Source organism: Kribbella capetownensis (assembly GCF_004331485.1).
In the GTDB taxonomy this organism is placed as follows: Bacteria; Actinomycetota; Actinomycetes; order Propionibacteriales; family Kribbellaceae; genus Kribbella; species Kribbella capetownensis.
This window is the reverse complement of the sequence record NZ_SJKD01000001.1, coordinates 1755346-1776182: the sequence shown is the minus strand read 5'-3', so window position 1 is coordinate 1776182 and position 20837 is coordinate 1755346. Positions and strand designations below refer to the sequence as shown.

General features: G+C 68.0%; 18 protein-coding genes. 9 read left to right on the top strand and 9 right to left on the bottom strand.

Features of this window, described 5'->3' with window-relative positions; genetic code table 11:
- Positions 1-3 precede the first annotated feature (3 nt).
- From E0H75_RS08730 to E0H75_RS08720, 3 genes are all read right to left on the bottom strand, one after another.
- Complete coding sequence (locus E0H75_RS08730) at positions 4-2148, bottom strand: MMPL family transporter (RefSeq protein ID WP_131512660.1); 2145 nt, start codon at positions 2146-2148, stop codon at positions 4-6.
- Between the two features lie 97 nt (positions 2149-2245).
- Positions 2246-3175: a GlxA family transcriptional regulator gene (locus tag E0H75_RS08725; RefSeq protein WP_131512659.1), complete on the bottom strand. Its 930-nt coding sequence runs from the start codon at positions 3173-3175 to the stop codon at positions 2246-2248.
- 7 nt (positions 3176-3182) lie between these two features.
- Positions 3183-3782 (bottom strand): cysteine hydrolase family protein, encoded by a 600-nt coding sequence (locus E0H75_RS08720; protein ID WP_202872866.1) that lies wholly within the window; start codon positions 3780-3782, stop codon positions 3183-3185.
- Positions 3783-4006: 224 nt separating this feature from the next.
- On the opposite strand from E0H75_RS08720, the gene E0H75_RS08715 reads away from it, so the two are divergent.
- The 6 genes from E0H75_RS08715 (at position 4007) to E0H75_RS08690 (ending at position 10710) form a co-directional block, all read left to right on the top strand.
- Complete coding sequence (locus E0H75_RS08715; protein WP_131512658.1) at positions 4007-5239, top strand: aldose epimerase family protein; 1233 nt, start codon at positions 4007-4009, stop codon at positions 5237-5239.
- 163 nt (positions 5240-5402) lie between these two features.
- Positions 5403-7142, top strand: coding sequence for a histidine kinase (locus tag E0H75_RS08710; RefSeq protein ID WP_131512657.1), 1740 nt, complete (start codon positions 5403-5405; stop codon positions 7140-7142).
- Positions 7133-7777, top strand: a complete 645-nt coding sequence (locus tag E0H75_RS08705; protein ID WP_131512656.1) for a response regulator transcription factor — start codon at positions 7133-7135, stop codon at positions 7775-7777. Before E0H75_RS08710 ends, E0H75_RS08705 begins: the two co-directional genes overlap by 10 nt.
- Before the next feature lie 196 nt (positions 7778-7973).
- The gene (locus tag E0H75_RS08700) at positions 7974-8771 is read left to right on the top strand and encodes a CPBP family glutamic-type intramembrane protease (RefSeq protein WP_131512655.1); all 798 of its coding nucleotides are present in this window, start codon (positions 7974-7976) and stop codon (positions 8769-8771) included.
- Positions 8768-9466, top strand: a complete 699-nt coding sequence (locus E0H75_RS08695) for a hypothetical protein (protein WP_131512654.1) — start codon at positions 8768-8770, stop codon at positions 9464-9466. Before E0H75_RS08700 ends, E0H75_RS08695 begins: the two co-directional genes overlap by 4 nt.
- Positions 9467-9507: 41 nt before the next feature.
- Positions 9508-10710: a cytochrome P450 gene (locus tag E0H75_RS08690; protein ID WP_131512653.1), complete on the top strand. Its 1203-nt coding sequence runs from the start codon at positions 9508-9510 to the stop codon at positions 10708-10710.
- A gap of 33 nt (positions 10711-10743) precedes the next feature.
- Here the strand turns inward: E0H75_RS08690 and E0H75_RS08685 are convergent, their stop codons facing one another.
- Complete coding sequence (locus tag E0H75_RS08685; protein WP_131512652.1) at positions 10744-12189, bottom strand: hypothetical protein; 1446 nt, start codon at positions 12187-12189, stop codon at positions 10744-10746.
- Positions 12190-12405: 216 nt separating this feature from the next.
- Between E0H75_RS08685 and E0H75_RS08680 the strand changes: the two genes are divergently transcribed.
- A complete protein-coding gene (locus E0H75_RS08680) occupies positions 12406-13326 on the top strand; it encodes a phosphotransferase enzyme family protein (protein WP_131512651.1) in 921 nt (306 codons plus the stop codon).
- Between the two features lie 63 nt (positions 13327-13389).
- Complete coding sequence (locus tag E0H75_RS08675; protein ID WP_131512650.1) at positions 13390-14802, top strand: sensor histidine kinase; 1413 nt, start codon at positions 13390-13392, stop codon at positions 14800-14802.
- Between the two features lie 7 nt (positions 14803-14809).
- Here E0H75_RS08675 and E0H75_RS08670 read toward each other — a convergent pair whose 3' ends face one another.
- On the bottom strand, positions 14810-15376 hold the full coding sequence (locus tag E0H75_RS08670) for a TetR/AcrR family transcriptional regulator (protein WP_131512649.1): 567 nt from the start codon (positions 15374-15376) through the stop codon (positions 14810-14812).
- Positions 15377-15455: 79 nt separating this feature from the next.
- Between E0H75_RS08670 and E0H75_RS08665 the strand changes: the two genes are divergently transcribed.
- Positions 15456-16217 (top strand): SDR family NAD(P)-dependent oxidoreductase, encoded by a 762-nt coding sequence (locus E0H75_RS08665; protein WP_131512648.1) that lies wholly within the window; start codon positions 15456-15458, stop codon positions 16215-16217.
- Positions 16218-16283: 66 nt separating this feature from the next.
- Here the strand turns inward: E0H75_RS08665 and E0H75_RS08660 are convergent, their stop codons facing one another.
- The 4 genes from E0H75_RS08660 to E0H75_RS08645 are packed head-to-tail and all read right to left on the bottom strand — an operon-like array spanning position 16284 to position 20628.
- The gene (locus E0H75_RS08660; protein ID WP_131512647.1) at positions 16284-17420 is read right to left on the bottom strand and encodes a Gfo/Idh/MocA family protein; all 1137 of its coding nucleotides are present in this window, start codon (positions 17418-17420) and stop codon (positions 16284-16286) included.
- A 25-nt stretch (positions 17421-17445) separates the two neighbouring features.
- Positions 17446-18774, bottom strand: coding sequence for an ABC transporter substrate-binding protein (locus tag E0H75_RS08655; RefSeq protein WP_131512646.1), 1329 nt, complete (start codon positions 18772-18774; stop codon positions 17446-17448).
- 20 nt (positions 18775-18794) lie between these two features.
- Positions 18795-19679, bottom strand: a complete 885-nt coding sequence (locus E0H75_RS08650) for a carbohydrate ABC transporter permease (RefSeq protein WP_131360180.1) — start codon at positions 19677-19679, stop codon at positions 18795-18797.
- Entirely contained in the window at positions 19669-20628 is a 960-nt protein-coding gene (locus E0H75_RS08645) for a carbohydrate ABC transporter permease (protein ID WP_131512645.1), read from the bottom strand. The genes E0H75_RS08650 and E0H75_RS08645 overlap by 11 nt, the downstream gene beginning before the upstream one ends.
- Positions 20629-20837 lie beyond the last annotated feature (209 nt).

Below are 20837 nucleotides of genomic sequence, written 5' to 3'. Positions count from 1 at the left end.
GGACTAGACCGTCACCAGCTCTCGTTCGGGCTGCGCCGGCTCCTGCCGGTGCAGCCGGTTCGGCCACCAGGCCTTGCGGCCCAGGAGGACGAGGATGGAGGGAAGCATCACGATCCGGACCAGGGTCGCGTCGATCAGGACGGCGACGGCCAGGCCGATGCCCATCTGCTTCATCTCGAGCATGCCCAGGGTGGCGAAGACCGCGAACACCGAGACCATGACGGCGGCTGCGCTGGTCACCACACCGGCCGATTCGGTGATGCCCTTCCGGACCGCCTCGCGAGGCGTCAACCCTGCGGCCACTCCTTCGCGGATCCGGCCGAGGACGAACACGTGGTAGTCCATCGACAACCCGACCAGGATCACGAACAGGAACAGCGGGATCCACGACACCACGAAGCCTGACGAAGTGAACCCGAGCAGCCCTTCGGCCCAGCTGTGCTGGAACACCAGCGACAGTACTCCGAAGCAGGCAGCCACGGAGGCGAGGTTGAGCACCGTGGTCAGCAGGGCGATCGCCACGCTCCGGAACGTGATGGCCATCATCACCAGCGTCAGCACGAGGACGAACGCGATCACCCACGGCAGCTTATCTCGCTGATTGTTGCCATAGTCAACCGACTCGGCCTGCTCCCCACCGACCGCCCAGTTCGGCATCGACCCGAGCGAGGCGGGTACGAAGTCCGACCGCAACTGGTTCAACGCGGTCTCGGCGTTCGCACTGCTCTCCGGCAATACCGACACCAGCGTGAGCACCGCTGTCCCGTTCGCCTGCCGGATCGCCTCGCCCTGCGGTACGACGAACTTGCCGCTCTGTACCGCGGACTCCTGCAGCCCGGTCAATGCCGCGACCGCATCCTCGCCACGCACGACCACGTCGTACGAAAGCCCGCCCTGGGACGGGAAGTTCTCCTGCAGGGCCTTGAACGTGCGTACCTCGGGGATGCTCTGCGGCAGCGTGTTCAGGTCGGACGGCTCGGTCTTCATCCCCAGTGCCGGTACGGCGAGCGCCGCCACGGCGAGGATCGACACGGACAGTGCGGCCCGCGGATGGCTCAATACCGGAGCCAGGATGCGACGGCTGATCCCACCGGGACCGATGCGCCGGTTCAGCCGCCAGAGCAGCGGGACGCGCGGCCGGTCGACCCGATGTCCCAGCTTCGCCAGCAGTGCGGGCAGCACGGTCAGGGAGCCGAGGACTGCCACCGCGACGACCACGATCGTTGCCGTTGCCATCGAAGAGAACGTCATGTCCTGCGCGACGTACAGGCCGGCCATCGAGACGATCACGGCGAGGCCGGAGACGACCACCGAGTGACCTGAGGTCGCCGCGGCAATCTCGACGGCGTCCAAGGTGCTACGGCCCTTACGGCGTTCCTCGCGTTCTCGTTTGAGGTAGAAAAGTGAGTAGTCGACGCCGACGGCCATCCCGATCAGCAGGACGACGTTGGCGACGGAACCGCCGTCGGGGAAGAGGAACGACAGCGGCGCGTAGAAGCCGAGCGCGGCGCCGACCGCCGAGAACGCCAGCAGGACGGGGATTCCGGCCGCGATCAGCGCACCGAACGCCAGCAGCATCAGCACGAACGTGATCGGCAGGCTGAGCTTCTCCGCCTTGGCGAGATCCGAACCGACCTGCTTCCAGATCCCCGCGTCCAGTGAGGCCGTGCCGGCCTGGTTGATGCTGAGGCCCGGGTTGGCCTGCTGGACCTCGGTGGTGGTGGCGACGACCTTCTCGATCGCGTCGGCCGCGTCGTCCGCCGTTCCCTTCAACTCGATCGGCAGCAACGCGGCCTTGCCGTTCTCCGACCAGACCGGCTGACCGACCTCCTGGACCGAGTCCAGCGTCGTGAGTTTCTGCCGGAGCTGGGTCATCGCAGTCGTTGCGGCCGCCTTGTCCAGCCGACCGTCGGGATCGGTCAGGAGTACGGTCTCCGCGGGCCGGTCGCCCAGTCCGGCGTGCTCGATCATCTCCGCTGCCTGGCCGGACTGACCGACCCAGGTGTCCTTGCTCTGCATCTGCTGCTTCGGGATGACCACCGACATCCCGACCGCGACGACGACGAGCAGCAGCCAGAGGCCGATCGCTCGCCATGGATGGATCGCACTCCACCGTGCAACCCGCACGGTCACGCCACCAGCGCTCACGCTGTCCCCACCTCTCGTTGTTCCTGACACAACGAGCCTCGTGGGACGGCGGGCGGAACTCAGGAGAGCTGAGTCCCCCGGCCGGGTGGACCTAGGTCTACCCCGCGACCGGCTCCGCGGTACGGGCGCGGAGACGGCGGAGCATCCGGGCATCCTCGAAGCCGACAGTGCGAGCGGCCGCCTCGACAGTTGCGCCGTGGCCGATCAGGTGTTCGGCCCGCTCGAGCCGGAGGAGTTGCTGGTACCGCAGCGGGGTCAGGCCGGTGGCATTGGTGAAGATCCGGGTCAGGGTCCGTTCACTCACGCCCACCTCGTGCGCGAGCTCGGCGAGCAGGAGGCGGTCGGCGTACCGGGCGTCGATGACGTCCTGCACCCGGTGGGCCAGATCGCTCAGGTGACCGCGGTGCCGCAGCATCACGCTGTCCTGCAGTTCGTCGCCGTTGCGCCGGGCGTACACGACCATCTCCCGCGCCACCCGGGCCGCGGCCTCTGCGCCCCGCTCGACCGCGACGAGGTGCAGCGCCAGGTCGATCCCGCTCGCGATCCCGGCGGAGGTGATGACGCGGTCGTCCACGACGTACAGGACGTCCCGCACGATGCTCGCCTTCGGGTACCGCGCGGCCAGCTCCTCGGTCAGGTCGTGGTGCGTGGTGTAGCGGTGGCCGTCGAGCAGCCCGGCCGCGCCGAGTGCATCGGCGCCGGAGCACACGCTGGCCACCGATCCCCCGGCTGCGTGATGAGTGCGCAACCGCTGCCTGGTCTCGGGCCCGATCGGCGGCTGCGGCGACAACCGCGGCGACCGCCAACCGGGTACGACGATCAGGTCGTCCGGACCGAGCTCGGGCCAGTCCAGCCGCGCCTTCACCGGCACGCCCTGGGCGGTGGCGATCTCCTCCGTCTCCGCCACGTAGCTCAGCCGGTAGCGGTAGCCGAGATCGTTCGCGGTCGAGAAGACCTGCGCCGGCCCGGCCAGATCCAGCAGGTGCAGCTTGGGTACCAGCAGGAAGACGACCCGAGTACTACTCATGATCCGGTCAGGATGACACGGGTACGGCGGTCAGTTCGTCGAGTGTCCGAATGGTGGCGAACCGGCCCGCCAGCGCGTACTCGGTCCGCTCGGTGACGAGCTCGGGACTGAGTGTGCGCGGATCCGCCAGAATCTCGTCCAGACTCGCGTCGGCCGGCATCGTCCAGTGCGGCAACGGGGTCGTCGCCGTCGCCTCGGTGACGAACACGACGTCGTACCCGAGGTCCGAGGCGATCCGGGTGGTGGTCTCGCAGCACTGCTCGGTCCGGATGCCGCCGATCACCAACTCGGTGACGCCGTGCTGGGTCAGGAGTTGCTGCAGATTCGTTGTGGTGAAGGCGTTGTGCGAGGTCTTGGTGATCACCGGCTCACCGTCGATCGGCTCGAGTCCTTCGATCAGCCGGACGTGGCCGTTCGCCGGATCGAACGCGCCGCCGGTGCCGGGCTCGGTGTGCAGCACCCAGACGACGAGGTCGCCCTGGTCCCGGGCGGCGCGGACCAGGCGGCCGACCCGGTCGGCGATGTCGGGGTGGTTCACGGCCTGCCAGTTCGGCCGGACGCGGAAGGATTCCTGGACGTCGATCACGATCAGTGCGGTTGCGCTCATACCGTCCATGCTCGCGTGCTGGCGGCGTATCGGAGAAGACCCGATCGGGGCCAGGACCGGACCGATCCGGTCAGCCGTCGGCAGACCTTTCGATAACCGTGCAGTCATCGGACGAATTCAAACCGTTACGAACTATTCCAAACACTGGACACCCGTGCTTATCGTGCCCGGGTCGGCGTGGAAACGCTCTCGCCGACGACCGTCGACTCAGTGAGGGGAATGCGATGCCTGATCACCTGCCCCGCCGCGAGGTCCTGCGTACGGCCGGCGCCCTGGGTCTGGGTGCCGCCGCCGCGGGCGCTCTGAGCAGTACCGCGGTGGCGACCACCCAGGCCGGTTCGGCCGCTGGTACGCCGGATAAGTTGGCCGCCATGGGCGCACACCACGGCAAGCTGGAGATCCGCAAGGACCCGTTCGGCACCACCCCGGAGGGCGTTGCGGTGGACGTCTACACGTTCACCAACGGCCGGGTCACGATCTCGATGCTGACCTGGGGCGCCACCATCCAGCGGGTCGAGACCCCGGACCGGCGCGGCCGGACCAAGAACATCAGCCTGGGCTTCGACAATCTGCCCGACTACGCGGCGCTCAGCCCGTACTTCGGCGCCACCATCGGCCGCTACGGCAACCGGATCGCGAAGGGCCGGTTCACGCTGGACGGGACGACGTACCAGATCCCGGTCAACAACGGCGAGAACGCGTTGCACGGCGGGACCATCGGCTTCGACAAGAAGGTGTGGAAGGCCAAGACCGTGCGCACCGACGACTCGGTCGGGGTCGCGTTCAGCTATGTCAGCCCGGACGGTGAGATGGGCTTCCCGGGTGAGCTCAGTACGACGGTCACCTACACGCTGGACCGGCGGGACAACCTGCGGATCGACTACCAAGCGACCGTCGCAGGCAAGCCGACCGTGGTGAACCTGACCAACCACGTGTACTTCAACCTGGCCGGTGAGGGCAGCGGCTCGATCGACGACCACGTGCTCGAACTGAACGCATCGTCGTACACCCCGGTCGACGCCGGCCTGATCCCGACCGGCGAGATCGCCCCGGTCGCGGGTACGCCGTTCGACTTCAACAAGCCGACGCCGATCGGCGCCCGGCTGCGCGGCGACCACCCGCAACTCATCGTCGGCCGCGGCTACGACCACAACTTCGTCCTCGGCGGCAAGACCGACCACGACGGACTCCGCTTCGCCGCCCGCTTCTGGGAGCCCGAGGACGGCCGCACCGTCACGGTCCACACCGACCAGCCGGGCGCGCAGTTCTACAGCGGCAACTTCCTCGACGGCACGTTCCTGGGCATCGGCAACAAGGCCTACCGCCAGGGCGATGCGTTCGCCTTCGAGACCCAGCACTTCCCGGACTCCCCCAACCAGCCCAACTTCCCGTCCACGGTTCTCCGCCCCGGCGAGACCTACGCGACCACCACCATCTACACCTTCGGCACCAAGTAACGGTGCCCAAGGACAGGAGGTAGTCGACCGCACACCCGGTCCGCAGGCTCACGCAGCGAGGTGGTTCCGTCACCGACGGGACCACCTCCTGTCGTTAGGAACCTCACGCATTGTCTGCGCCGGGCAACGGGCGCAGGCTGGGGTTGAGGGTGGGTGACGGGTTGTGGCGAGGGGGACCCTGACGATCGAACCGGCCCACGGCCCAGGGCCGTGGGCTTTGTGGGCGACCGTCCTGGCGGGGTTCGGCACCCTGGTGGTTTCGGTGGTCCTCGCGATGGCCGGCGACGAACTCGTCCGGCCGGGTCTGCAGGCACTGCTGTTCAACTGGATCACCATTCCGTACCTGATCAGCGGCACCCTGGCCTGGTGGCGCCGGCCGGACAGCCGCCTCGGTCCACTGATGATCGCCACGGCCTTCGTGATGGCGCTGACGGCTCTGCAGTGGTCTTCGGTGCCTGCGCTGCACTCGTTCGGCCACCTGCTCGACATGGTTCCGTCGGCCATGTTCCTGCACGTCTTCCTCGCCTATCCGACCGGACGGCTGGAGACCCGGCCACGCCAGGTGGTCGTCATCGCCGCCTACGTGAACGTCGTGGTTCTCCAACTGGCGAAGATCCTGCTCGGTGGCAATCCCGACAGCCTGCTCGCCATCACCTCCGAGCCCGTACTGGCGGCCCGGATCGAGCAGGTCCAGCTGATCACCATGAGCGTTCTGCTCCTGACCGGCACGGTTCTACTCTTCGTACGGCGTCCGTCCGCCGCCGGCACGCGCAGACGTCCGGTGACGCTGCTGGTGGACACGTTCGGACTCGCACTGGTCGCGCTCGCGGTCCTGTACGTCGCGGGTCTGCGTGGCTGGCCGCAGATCGAAACGGTCCGCCACATCGCGTTCGCCGCAGTCGGGCTCGCGCCGGTCGCGTTCCTGCTCGGCCTGCTGGACGCCCGGATGGCCCGGACCGATGTCGGCGCACTCCTGATGGAGCTGCGCGCCCACCCAGCCGGCGAGCTGCGCGAGCCACTGGCGCGGGCACTGCACGATCCTTCGCTGACGCTTGCCTATTGGCTTCCGCAGTACGGCACTTGGGCGGACCAAGAGGGACGGGCCATCACGCTGCGCGGAGCCGAGGACGGGCGGGCGACGCGGGTCATCAAGCGCGACGACGAGCCGATCATCGCGCTGGAGTTCGACCGGTCGCTCGAGGACGAACGGGAGTTGCTGGACGCCGTCGCCGCGGCGGCGGGCATCGCGCTGGAGAACAACCGCCTGCAGGTGGAGCTCCGCGCCCGGCTGCAAGAACTGCAGGGTTCCCGAGCCCGGGTCATCGACGCCGGCCAGAAGGAGCGGCAGCGACTAGAGCGGAATCTCCACGACGGCGCCCAGCAGCGGTTGGTTGCCTTGTCGCTCGAGCTCGGCCTGCTCGCCGGCAGTGCCGGAGGCGAGACCTCGGAACGGTTGCTGCAGGCCAAGCGTGAGGTCAGCGTCTCCCTCGACGAGCTGCGAGACGTTGCCCGCGGCATCCATCCTGCCGTGCTCACCGGGCACGGCCTGGCCGTCGCGTTGGAGTCGCTGGCAGCGCAGGCCGCCGTACCCGTCGAGCTCGAGGTCGCGGTCGACGGACGGCTGACCGAGCGGATCGAGGTCGCCGCGTACTACGTCGTCAGCGAGAGCCTGACGAACATCGCCAAACACGCCCACGCGACCGTGGCCTCGGTCCACGTCACGCGCTCGGCGGACACGGTCGTGGTCGAGGTCGTCGACGACGGCGTCGGCGGGGCGGACACCGAACGCGGGACCGGGCTTCGCGGTCTCGCCGATCGGGTCGAGGCGGTCGGTGGCCGGCTGCGGATCTGGAGCCCGGCCGGGCACGGGACCCGGCTCGAGGCGGAGTTCCCGTGCGAGTAGCGATCGCCGAGGACAGCGTCCTGCTGCGCGAGGGGCTCACCCGGATCCTGAGTGGTGCCGGCCTCGAGGTCGTCGCGGCGTACGACAACGCCGACGACCTGCTGCGGTACGTCCGCAGCTTCCCACCGGAGGTCGCGATCCTCGACATCCGGCTGCCACCGACGCACAACGACGAAGGGATGCGCGCCGCGCTGCGGATCCGCGCGCAGCATCCGGGGGTCGGCGTACTCGTGCTGTCGCAGTACCTCGAACTCGGTCTGGCGATGCAACTGCTGTCGGAGTCCGCCGAGGGCGTTGGCTACCTGCTCAAGGACCGGATCAGCGACGTCGAGGACTTCGTCGCCGCGGTACGGCGGGTGGGCACCGGTGGCTCGGCCATCGACCCGAAGATCGTCTCCACCCTGCTGAAGCGCCGGCGTGGTGACGATCCGCTCGCGGTGCTCACGCCGCGCGAGCGCGAGGCGCTGGAGTTGATGGCGACCGGTGCCTCCAACCAGGGCATCGCGGACGCGCTGACGATCACGTTGCGCGCCGCGGAGAAGTACGTCTCCGGCATCTTCACCAAGCTCGGCATCCCGTCCACCCGCAGCGAATCCCGCCGGGTGCTCGCCGTACTGCTCTATCTGCGCGCCTGACACCAGAAACCCGAACCATTCCTCCACCGGTCGACCGGTCTCCCGAACGCGCCCAGGAGCGCGAGTCTCGGACGTAGACCGAGTCCCTGGAGGAGCAGTGCACAAGTCCCGCGTGATCCAGAACGACCCCGAGCCTCCACGCCGGCCGAGCCAAAACCCACGTCCGCAGCCGCCCCTCATCCGCAGGAGAACCGTCATGACCTTCGTCCGCAATCACCCCGTGCTGAGCTTCTTCGTGCTCGCCTACGTCCTCGCCTGGGGAGCCGTCCCGTTCGGCAGCTTCTTCGCCCCCGGCGCCCTGATCGCCGCTCTCGTTGTCGTCTTCCTGACCGAGGGCCTGGCCGGCCTGAAGTCCGTCGGAGCGCGACTGATCCGCTGGCGCGTCCGCTGGGTCTGGTACGTCGCCGCGCTCGCCGTACCGCTCCTCGTGCACTTCGTGACGATCTCGATGAACCAGGCCCTGGGGGCGTCCGCACCGGACACCGGGCAGTTCACGCCGTGGTACGGACTCGCGTTCGTCATCGGGATGAACATCGTCGATCCGATGGGCGGACCGTTCAGCGAAGAGCCGAGCTTCCGTGGTTACGCGCAGCCGCGACTGCAGGCCAAGCGCACGCCGCTCGCCGCGACCGCCATCATGGCCGTCGCCATCACCGGCTGGCACCTGCCGCTCTTCCTGATCTCCTCGTTCGGCCTGCAGCCGTTCGAAGCGATGACCACCGTCGCCGTCACCTTCTGGTACGCGTGGCTGTTCAACCACGCCGCCGGCAGCGCACTCATCACCCTGATCGCGCACGCCACCGAGGGCGCCATCAACACCGAAGACCTCTGGTCCGGCGCCGACGCGACCCGCGAGACCTGGCTGTACGTCGCCGTGTGGTGCGCGGTCGCCCTAGTCCTCCTGGTCGTCAACCGACGCTTCTGGACCAGCCCCGCACCCGCCGAAGCCATCCACCCACGCCACACCGCACATGTCACGGAGACAGTCTCATGACCACCATTACTCCCACAGTCCAACGCACGTGGAGCGGCCGCCGTACTCTGCTGGTTGTCGTCGGCGCCTTCTTCGGCCTGGTCAGCCTCATCCTGTTCGCGATCGGCGGCTTCGGCCTCTGGGCGCAGCAGCAACGCGACAACGGCTACTTCACCGCCGGACCGGAGCGCGTCACGACCGGCTCCTACGCCCTGCTGGCTCCGTCACTCGAGGTCGGCGGCACCGGTCCGGACGCCTTCTACACCGACGACTTCCTCGGTGACGTCCGCATCGACATCGAGTCGACGAACGGTACGCCGGTGTTCGTCGGGATCGGTCCGGCGGCCGAGGTGGCGACGTACCTGAGCGGTGTCAGCCACGACGAGGTCGCGGACTTCGATGTCGATCCGTTCAAGCTCTCGACGACGGCACACGCCGGAGACAAGCCCGCCGCTGCACCCGCCGACCAGACCTTCTGGGTCGCATCCGGCTCCAGAACCCTCGACTGGAACGCCGTCGGAGGCGACTGGTCCGTCGTCGTCATGAACGCCGACGGTTCGCCGAACGTCGACGCCGAGCTCAGCCTGGGCGGCACCCTGCCTGTGGTCGAGGGCATCACCATCGGATCCCTCATCGGCGCCGTCCTGATGCTGCTCATCGCCGCCGCCTTCATCGTCCCAACCGTCGCCACCCGCCCCTCCGCACCGACGCGCTGAGGAGCGGCCAAGGGTTACCTCAGTCGCTTAGGGTCGAAGACGTGTCGGAACCGGTGCTGGAGATTCCGTTCCAGGATGCTTTTCAGTTCGATCCCTCGCCTACGTTCGCCGAGCTGCGGGAGAACCGGCCCGTGGCTCGGGTGCGGACGCTGGCCGGGGCCGAGGTCTGGCTGGTGACGCGGTACGACGACGTACGGATGGTGCTCGCGGACCCGCGGTTCTCCCGGGCCGCGGTGGTGAAGCAAGGTGCACCTCGGGTCGCGCTGGCCAAGCCGATGCCGAACAGCCTGACCACGACCGATCCGCCAGAACACACCCGGCTGCGCAGGCTGGTCGTGCCGACGTTCGCGCATCGGAAGATCGAGCAGACCCGGCCGTGGGTCGCGGAGTTGTCGGCACAGCTCGCAGAGGATGTCGCGGCGGCCGGCGACGGTGCGGACATCCGGCAACTCGTCGCCTTGCCGTTGCCGATCCAGGTGATCTGTCAGCTGCTCGGCGTACCGTACGCGGACCGCGCGCAGTTCCGGGAGTGGACCGAGCTCGGGTACAGCATGAAGATGGCCGAGAAGGACCTGGTCGAGGACGCGATGACCAACCTGACGGCGTACATCGAGGACCTGGTCACGAAGAAGCTGGCGAACACCGACCAGCCCGCGGAGGACCTGCTGGATGAACTGGTCCGGGCCCGCGAGGAAGGCGACCGGCTCAGTCAGGAAGAGCTGATCGCGTTCGGTGTGAACTTGCTGGTCGCCGGCCACGAGACATCGGCGAACCAGATCTCGAGCTGCGTCGCGACCCTGCTGCGCTGGCCGGAGAACTGGGCCAAGCTGGTCGCCGATCCCACGTTGCTCCCGTCCGCGATCGAGGAGCTGCTGCGCTTCAACCGCTTCAGTGAGGTCGGCCAGTTGCGCGTCGCACTCGAGGACGTCGAGCTGCACGGCGTACGGATCAAGGCAGGCGAAGGCGTGATGGCGGCGCTGAACTCGGCCAACCGGGATCCCCGCGCGTACGACGCTCCTGACGAGCTGCGGCTGGACCGGAAGGACAACAAGCACCTGTCGTTCGGGTTCGGACCGCACTTCTGCCTCGGGGCGCAGCTGGCCCGGATCGAACTGCAGGAGTCGCTGCTGGCCCTGGTACGACGCCTCCCGCGGATGAGCCTGGCCAAGCCGGCCGAGGACCTCGAGTGGCGCCGCGTCCTGGTCAGCGGTCTCGCGGAACTACCCGTCAACCTCGGGGACTGAACCCGCGCCGGGGTGCGGCCGGCGCGGGGTTCATCAGTTCTGTGAGGTGAACACCAAGCCGTGCTCGGCTTCGTACTGCTCGATGAAGCGTGCGGCCATCGGCTCGCTGGACGCGATCGCGTCGGCGAGCTTCTTCGCCGTCCGCTCGTGCCCCTCCGGCCAGTCGGACAGCAGCGCCCACGCCCGCATCCGCTTCTTCTCCAACGCGGTCGGCTCGGCGGCCGGCTCATCGATCTTCATCGACTCCATCGCCGGCTTGGCCACCACTGCCTCGTCCACGACCGACTTCCGCGCCACCGGTTCGGCGGGCGCCGTCGTGATGAGCGCCGGCGGCTGGGTGTCGGTCGCGTCCGCGAACGGCGACGGCGGCTGCGGCTTCTGCACCACCGGCTCGGCCTTCGGCTGCGGCGCCAGCGGCTTGAGCTTGCCATTCACCGACCCGTTGACCGCGCCGTTGGATGGGCCGTCGGACGCGCCGTTCTGGACGACGTGCTCCGGCTCGCTCTCGTCCTCGACCACGACCGCCTCGGCGACCGACTCGTCGTTGGGGACCTGGTAGTCGACAGCCATCAGCTCGCCGGTCCAGGCGTCCTCGTCGCGCAGCGACACCCCGGTGCCCTCGGCCCGGCGCGGCTGCCCACCCTCGAGCACCCAGACCGCAGCCGGCACGGCGGGACGCTCCTCGGGCTCCGGCGGCGGCGAGATCGCCTTGGTCAGCTTGCTGGTGATGACCTCGTAGTTGATCCGCTCCTCGAGCATCCCGGCCAGCCGGTCCGGGTCGTACGTCGTCTCGGCGATCTTCGCCAGCCGCTCGTCCTGGTGCTCGGAACGGATGTACTCGGCAACGGTCCCGGCGATGGCGTCGCGCCGGGACTTGTTCCGGATCTGGTGATGGGCCGCGCGCAGGCTCTCGTACAGGCTGTACCCGTGCTCGATCGCCAGCGACCGCGCCAGCCAGGTCACCCGTGGCTCACGCGCCCACTGGACCACGCCGTACACCGGGCCGGTCTCGCGCATCTGCCCCGCCCGGCGCAGCGCGTCGCGGCGGCGGGCCGAGCTGTGGATCAGCCAGAGCACGTAGGCGAACGCGGACAGGCCGCCGAAGCCGAAGGCGAGGAACCGCTCCTCCGGGCGCCAGTGACCGACGACGTTGAAGACGACCGCGACCAGCGCCGCGAAGAACGACATCGCGCGGTAGGCGTAGGCCTGCTCACCCTTGCGCCGGCGCAGGTCGGCCAGCGCGGCGGTGGCCACACCACCGAGTTCGAGCACGGCCACGGCCGGGGTCACGACGAGGATCTTGAGGAAGGTCGAGAAGCCTTCGTCAGGCCAGGGGATATGGGTCACGCCGGCCCAGACCTGGCCGACTAGTGCGGCCGCGGCCGCAGTGGCGTAGAAGGCATAGGCGACCTTGTCCGCACCGGTAAGGGGTACGTTCGCCAGTTCGCCAGTACTGGGATTGCTGGTGTTCTCCTGCAAGACGTGGTCTCCTGACCGGTTTGGGCTCTCCGGCAGTTCGTCGGGATGGATGCGGTGGCTCGGTAGGCCTCCCCCAAGGACCGCTGAACGAGGCTACCGGTTTCCGGCCCCAGAAGGGGAGGCGAATCCGGAAACATTGCGAACCTCCCCACTCTGTTCCGAGCTCACACCTCGAATTCAGAAGAATTGTCCGCCCCCTTCTCCTAGGGTCGGGCCATGCTCCGGACCCTGCGATCGTTGCCTGACCCACGCGCTCTGAGCGCTCACCTCGGCGAGCTCTACGGGCTCCGCTTCACCGGCTGCGAGCTGCTCCGGTCGCTGGTCAACGACGTCTATGTACTGACCACCGGGGACGCCCGGTACGTCCTCAAGCTTTATCGGTACGACGCGCGCCACCCGGACGAAATCCGTTGGGAGGCAGGGCTTTCGGAACATCTGCGATCCGCCGGACTGCTCGTTCCAGCAATTCGCCCGTTGCCGTCCGGTGACCTTGTCGGCGCACTCGAGGCACCTGAGGGACCACGGCCGTTCACCGTGTCGGCCTTCGTCGACGGCACCACGCCACGGCCGCCGTTCGACGATGATCTGTACGCTGCCTTCGGCGCGCAACTCGCCGCGTTCCACGATGCCGCCGACAACTACTCGTCGGCGTACCGGCGTCGTCCGGCGGATGTCGCTCATCGGCTGGACGAACCGCTCGAACAGATCCTCGCGATTCATCGCACGGAGGAAAACCTGCTCCGCGATCTTGCGGCCGCAGTACGGAAGAACGTCGCACAGTACTCCGACCGAGGTGTCTGCCATGGCGACGTGAGTCTCGACAACGTTTTGCTGACGCCGCAGGGACTACTGTTGCTCGACTTCGACCTCGCCGCGATCGGTCCCCGGGCCGCGGACTTCACCGGCGTCGCGTCGACGCCGTACTGGTCCTCGTTCAAGTCGGGGTACACGACCCGGCGGCCGATCGCGGCGGCCGACGAAGCCGCCATCCCGTACCTGCGGGTCGTCGGCCGGATCTTCAACCTGCGGTTCCACCTGGTCGACAAGCCGACGTTCCGGGGCACCGAGTCGCGGGCCGAAGGGTGGGCCGCGAGCGAGCTCGAGGCACTGCGGCAGGAGGCGGCCGAGATTCTCTGACTCACAGCATTTCCCCAGCCGGCGCGGAGGTTCCTCCAGGGCTGGTTGCTCATGCTGGAGTGCATGACGCGGTTCGTGCCTGCCTCCCTGACCGCACGGGTCGCGGCCGCGGTCGTCGTGCTGGTCGCGGTCGTGAGTGTGCTGATCAGTGTGCTGACGACGGCTGCCATCAGCTCGTATCTGACCAAGCAGCTCGACACCAAGGTGATGGCGACGCACGGGCGGGCGCTCGGCGTACTGACCAACGGTGGCGGGAACAAGCCACCGCCGGACGTCCCGCACGGGCAGGACGCCGGCACGGTGACCGTCTACCGCAGCGCGTCGGATGCCATCGGCAACGTGATCACGAGCGCCGGCGAGGTCACCACCTTGTCCGGCCAGGACCTCGCCGTCCTCGAGGCTGTACCCGCCGGTGGGACGAATGCGACCGTGGCCGTTCCCGGTCTGGGTCAGTACCGGGTGCACGCCTCCCGGATCGGCGACGTCACGGTGATCACCGGACTGCCGACCAAGGACATCGATAACACGGTCAACAGTCTGATCGGGTGGGAGGTGCTGTTCGGCGGCGTCGGCGTACTGGCCGCGGGCGGTGTCGCGGTGTTCGTCGTACGACGGCAACTGCGGCCGCTGCGGCGAGTCGCGCAGACGGCTCGTGAGGTGGCGGGGTTGCCGCTGGACACCGGCGAGATCGGAGTGACCGCGCGGGTCCCGGCCCGGCTGACGGACGAACGGACCGAGGTCGGTCAGGTCGCGGTCGCCTTGAACACGTTGCTCGGGCACATGGAGCGGTCGTTGGACGCGCGGCACCGGAGTGAGGTCCAGGTGCGGCAGTTCGTTGCCGATGCATCCCATGAGCTGCGTACGCCGCTGACCACGATTCACGGGTACGCACAGTTGAGTCTGCAGCGGCGTGATCCCGAGTTGTACATGCAGGCGATGGGCAAGGTGATGGTCGAGGCGACCCGGATGGCGGCGCTGGTGGAGGACCTACTGTTGCTGGCCCGCCTCGATGCGGGTCGCCCGCTCGATCGTCGCCCGGTGGACCTCAGTCGGCTGGCACGCGACTCGATCGCCGACGCGCGAATCGTGGCGCCTGAGCACGTGTGGCAGTTGAACCTGCCGCCGGACCCGATCGTCATCATCGGCGACGAGCAACGCCTGCACCAGGTCGTCACCAACCTCCTCGGCAACGCCCGCCGTCACACTCCTGCGGGTACGACGGTCACGGTCGGCCTGACCTCGTCCGCCGACTCCGCCGTCCTCACCATCCACGACGACGGCCCCGGCATCCCTACCGACCTGCAACCCACAGTCTTCCAGCGCTTCACCAGAGCCGACACCTCCCGAACCCGAACCTCCGGCGGCACCGGCCTCGGCCTCTCCCTGGCCCAATCCATCACCCAAGCCCACCAAGGCACCCTCACCCTGACCTCTCAGCCCGAGAGCACAACCTTCACTCTCGCACTACCCCACTGAGACTCACCTACTTCAACAGGCTCTCGACCAAGGAGCGAGTCTGGGCGGCGGGGCCGAGGCTGCCGAGGGCTTGGACCGAGGCATAGGCACCCTCGAAGATCAGCGTGAGATGCGCGGCCAACCGCTCCGGGTCGTCGACCTCCAGGTCGTTGGCCAAGGCAACGAACTGGTCGCGGACCCACTGCTTGAGCTGGATCGCCCGCTGGTGTCCGGCCAGCTTCTCGTCCGGGAACTCGGTCAGCACCATCAGGAACGGGCAGCCCCGGCAGATGTCGGGCTGGAGCATCGCGTTCTGCTCGGAGAACAGTGCCAGCACCCGGTCGCGCGGGTCGTCACCGCCGCCTTCGAGCGACGTACGGAACCACTCGCGGTACGCCTCGTCGGCACGGTCGACGTACGCCGCGACCAGATCGTCCTTGGACGCGAACAGCCGGTACAGCGTGGTCGGAGCGATCCCCGCCTCGGCGGCGATCCGGTCTACCCCGATCGCCCGGATCCCCTGCCAGTAGAACAACTCGTGCGCGATCTCGAGCACGTGGGCACGCGTCTCGTCCGAGCTTCTGCGGGTCCTCATGAGAACAGGGTAGCAATGTTAGGGATCGTTCCCTTACATTGATGCTAGGGATCGTTCCGTTTCGAGGAAGGGCGAGGATATGAGTCTGCAGGGAAAGACCGCATTGGTGACCGGGGGATCGCGCGGGATCGGGCGGGCCGCAGCCGAGCGACTGGCCGCGGACGGTGCGCGGGTCGGGGTGCACTACGCCACGAACGAGGCGGCGGCCAAGGACACCGTCGAGGCGATCGCAGCCGCCGGCGGAGAGGCGTTCGCCGTCGGCGCGGAGTTCGGGACCGAGGGCGACGTGGACGCGTTGTACGACGGTTTGGTCGCCGGACTGAACGGCGCCGGCCTCGACATCCTGGTCAACAACGCCGCCGTCATCGACTACGCCGACAGCATCGACGGCATCACGCCCGAAGCGTTCGACCGGCTGATCGCCGTGAACGTGAAGGCTCCGCTCTTCGTCACCCAGCGGGTCCTGCCGCTGATGCCCGACGGCGGCCGCATCGTCAACGTGTCGTCCGGCGTCACGTGGTTCGCTCAGCCGGAGATCGGCTACGGCATGACCAAGGGAGCGCTGAACGTCTTCACCCGCTCTCTCGCCCGGACTCTCGGCCCGCGCCAGATCACCGTGAACACGGTGTCTCCCGGCATCACCGAGACCGACATGAACGGCTGGCTGCAGGACCCGAACTCCGCCGCGCTGGTGGCCGGCATGGTCGCTCTGGGGCGACACGGCCAGTCCGCCGACCTCGCCGACGTGATCGCGTTCTTCGCGTCTCCCGACGCGCGCTGGGTCACCGGCCAGGTGCTCGAAGCGAACGGCGGCCTGTGGCTCGGCCCGAATGAGCGATGACCGGTCCTCGGGTCAGCCGGCGGCGGGTGCCCTGGCGGCCTGGGCGTCCAGCAGCTTGGTTCTGCGTTATCGGTTCTGGTGTTCGGGTGGGTGGGTCCACGGCGCGCCGAGTTCGCTGAAGAGGGCGAGGTCGTCGGCGGCGCGGTCCACCCACTTCTCGACGTCGAGCACGATCGGCCGCCGGTCGAGTCCCTCGCCCTCCCACCGGATCAACTCGCCCGGGATCTCGGCCGGCGCCTCCGCCAACCGCACCGCGTCGACAACCTGGGTGAATCCCCCGGTCGCAGCTAGCGGGACGTACAGCGGTACGCCGGGATCCGCGCGATGATCGAGCAGGTTCTCCAACAGCCCAGCCCGGTCGTACGTCGTCTCGGTCGTGCCACTGCCGTCGATGATCTCGAGCGTGTCCGTCGTGTACCGCAGTTCGGCGCGACCGGCGGACCCGTGCACGATCACCCGCGGCTCGAGATGTTCCGACGCGCACAGCGTCACCGCAACCAGGATCGTCGTACCGCGACTCGTCACGATCCGCACCGTGGACGTGTCGTCCGACTCGATTGGGTTCGCGCGGAACAACTCCGTCTCGACGGACCGTACGTCGTCCACGCCGGTCGACCCGTCGAGCAACAACGCCGCCGCAGTCGCATGGGCCAACGGGTTCGTCACCGCCCCGTCGACCACCGCAACTCCGTCGAGCGTCCGGCGACCAGCCCACCGCGCCCGCTGGAAGTACCGCGCCTTCCGCACCCACTTACCAACCGCGCTGATCCCGCGGATCTCCCCAAGCCGCCCGTCGGCCACCATCGACGCCAACGTCAACGTGGCCTTCGACGCCTGCGCCTGGAAGCCGACCTGACACGCCCGCCCGGTCTCAGCGACGACCGCGGACAATTTCTCGAACTCCGCCAGCGACGCCGTCGGAGGCTTCTCCAGGAGTACGTCGGTCCCGGCCCGCATCGCCGCCTCGGCCAGCGCCACGTGCGTCTGGATCGGCGTACTGATGATCACCGCGTCGACCGCCGTCGACGCGAGCAACTCGTCCAGCCCGCCGAAAACCTCGACCCCAGCGGGCAGATCCTCGGCCGGCCGAGGGTCGGCGACAGCGACGAGCTGCGCCTTTCCCTCGGCGGCCAGTCGGACGACGTTGCGGACGTGGGACGCCCCGTGGCCGTGGACACCTGCCACGGCCACGCGCGGCGTCATCGCCAATCAGTTGCCGTCAGCAACACTATTTGAGCTCCCCGTTGACCTCGTCGATGAACTGCTGGGCCGCCTTGTCGGGCGTGAGCCGGCCGAACAGTACCTCGGTGGTGTAGCGCTGGGTGATCTTCTCCACCTGGCCACCACCGACCGGCGGCGCCGGCGACGGGTCGCCGAGCTCCTTGCCGATGTCCTGGATGAACTTCGACGAGGCGGCGTCGGCCGGCTGCAGCTTCGGGTCCACCGCCGCACGGATCTCGGTGTTCGGCGGCACACCGCGCTCGGCCAGCAGGATGTTGCCGGCGGCGGTGCTGTTGGCCAGGAAGTTGACGAACTCGGTCGCCTCCTTCTGGTGCTTCGACCGCGACGAGATCGACCAGAACATCGAGCCCTTGTAGTACGAGCCGTTGTCGGCCGCCTTGCCGTCGGTGCTCGGGATCCGCAGCAGCTTGAGCTCGGTCCCGGCCGCCTTGCTGAACGCGACCAGCTGGTTGCTCCAGATGAAGCTCATCGCCAGCTTGCCGGTCGCCAGCGCGGACTGGTCCAGCGGCGCGTTCATGTCCTGGGAGACGGACTCGGCCGCCGGGATCGCCTTCGCGTCACGCATCTTCAGCAGGTTGGTGTAGAAGTCGGTCACCTGGCCGGCCGAGATGCCGAGCTTGCCGTCCTGGGTCCACAGCGACTCGCCGTGCTGGCGGGCCCACAGGTTCAGCGCGGCCTCGTTGGTGCCGGGGGCACCGGTGCCGGAGACCTTGCCGCCGGTCTTCGTGGTGATCTCCGCGGCGATCCGGGTGAAGTCGTCCCAGGTCCAGGTCGTGTCGTCCGGCAGGGCCACTCCGGCGGCCTTGAACACGGCGGGGTTGGCGACGATCGCGAACGAGTTGATGCCGGCGTTCAGGCCGTACAGTCCGCCGTCGAACTCACCGGCGCTGAGCGTGTCCTTCTCGAACTTGCCGGTGTCCAGGCCGTCGGACTTCTTCAGGTCCTGCAGCGCGCCGCGGTCGGCGTACTCACGCAGGTACTTCTCGTCCATCTGGATGATGTCCGGCGCGTCGTTGGCCGCGACAGTGGTGGCGAGCTTGTCCCAGTACCCGGCCCATTCGCCGAACTCACCCTTGATCTTGATATTCGGGTGATCCTTCTGGAACACGTCGATGGCCTGCTGGGTCATCTTGTGCCGGGTGTCACCGCCCCACCAGGTGAAGCGGAGCGTGACCTCGCCGTTCGCGGAGTCGCCACCGCCGCCACCGCCGGAGTCACCACCGCACGCGCTGGCGGCCAGCAGGGTGGAAGCGATCGCGACGGCGGCCAGGGCCCGCAGGCGCCGGCCTGCGGTGGGTGGGATGAGCGGCCTCATGGTGTGCACCTTTCAGGGGGTTACTTGATGCCGGTGGTGGCGATGCCCTTGATCAGGAACCGCTGGCCGAGCAGGAATGCGAGGAAGACGGGAACGAGGGAGACGACCGACATGGCGAACATCGACCCCCAGTTCGTACTCGAGGTCGCGTCGACGAACGACCGCAGCGCGACCGGCACGGTGTACATCTTCGGATCGGTCAGGTAGATCAGCTGGCTGAAGAAGTCGTTCCAGGTCCAGATGAAGGTGAAGATCGCGGTGGTCGCGAGGGCCGGCGTCATCAGCGGCAGGATCACCCGCAGGAAGATCCCGGCCCGGCCGCAGCCGTCGATCCGGGCCGCCTCGTCCAGCTCGCGCGGGATGCCGCGGATGAACTGCACCATCAAGAAGACGAAGAACGCGTCGGTGGCCAGCAACTTCGGCACCACCAGCGGCAGGAACGTGTTGATCCAGCCGGCCTGCGAGAACAGGATGTACTGCGGCACGATCACCACGTGGATCGGCAGCATGATGCTGACCAGCATGATCGCGAACCAGAACTTCTTGCCGTTGAAGTCGAGCCGGGCGAACGCGTACGCCGCCATCGAGCAGGACACCAGGTTGCCGATGATCGCACCGAGCACCACCGCCGCCGAGTTGAGCAGGTAGCGGGTGAACGGTTCGGCCAGCGCGTTCCAGCCGAGCCGGTAGTTGTCGATGTGCAGGTCCTTCACCAGGATCCCGGGCTCGCGGAAGATCTCGTTGCCCGGCCGCAGTGAGCTGACCACCATCCAGATCAACGGATAGAGCATCACCAGGGCGGCCGCGGCCAGCGCGACGTGGATCAGCACCGGGCGGACCCGGGCCCAGCTCACACCGGTGGTCCGCCGCGCGGCGACGCTGCTGCGGATCGTCTCAGTCGTCATAGAACACCCAGTACTTCGAGGCGAAGAAGTTCGCCGCGGTGAAGACCCCGATGATCACGAGCAGGAACCACGCCATCGCGGACGCGTAGCCCATGTCGAAATTGCCGAAGCCCCGGTCGTAGAGGTAGAGCGTGAAGAACATGGTCGAGTCCGACGGCCCGCCGCTGCCCCCGGAGACCACGAAGGCCTGGGTGAACGACTGGAACGCGTGGATGATCTGCAGCACCAGGTTGAAGAAGATGATCGGAGTGAGCAGCGGCAGCGTGATGCTGAAGAACCGGCGCAGTACGCCGGCACCGTCGACGGAGGCGGCCTCGTAGTACATCGTCGGGATCTGCCGCAGGCCGGCCAGGAAGATCACCATCGGCGACCCGAACGTCCACACGTTCAGCACCACCAGCGTGCCCAGCGCCGTACTCGGGTCGGAGATCCAGCCCTTGCCGTCGACGCCGACCAGCCCGAGCAACTGGTTGAACAGGCCCTCGGTGCCGAACACCTGGCGCCACAGGACCGCGATCGCGACACTCGAGCCGAGCAGCGACGGCAGGTAGAAGACCGAGCGGTAGAACGCCATCCCGCGGACGCCGCGGTCGAGCACGACGGCGAGCAGCAAGGCGATCGCCAGTTGCAGCGGGACCGAGACGAACACGTAGGTGAAGGTCACCCGCAGCGAGTTGTGCAGCCGCTCGTCGGACAGCATCCGGGTGAAGTTCTCCAGCCCGATCCACTTCGGCGCCTGGATCAGGTTGTAGTCCGTGAACGACAGGTAGAGCGAGGCCAGCATCGGCCCGATGGTGATCAGGAACAACCCGAGCAGCCACGGCGTCAGGAACAGGTACGCGGACAGGTTGTCCTTCTTCTTGACCTTCCCGGTCCAACCGCTCCGGTTCGGCTGCTGCCCGGCCACTTTCTTCCGCCGGAGGCTGCCGAGCTCACCCAGCGCACTCATACTTTCTTCCCTCCGGAAAGCTCCAGGCGGTTGCCGGAAAGCGTTTGCCTTGGCCGGTCAAGCTAGTACGAGAAACCGGTTTACGCAAGACCTCGGGTGAGGCCGGACTGACCGGATGCGGTCAGCTGCGAGGTCTTGACAGGACAAACTCCCGAGACCACAGTTCTGCGCAGTGGGAAACCGCTTTCCTACGATTCTCCGTGGAGGCC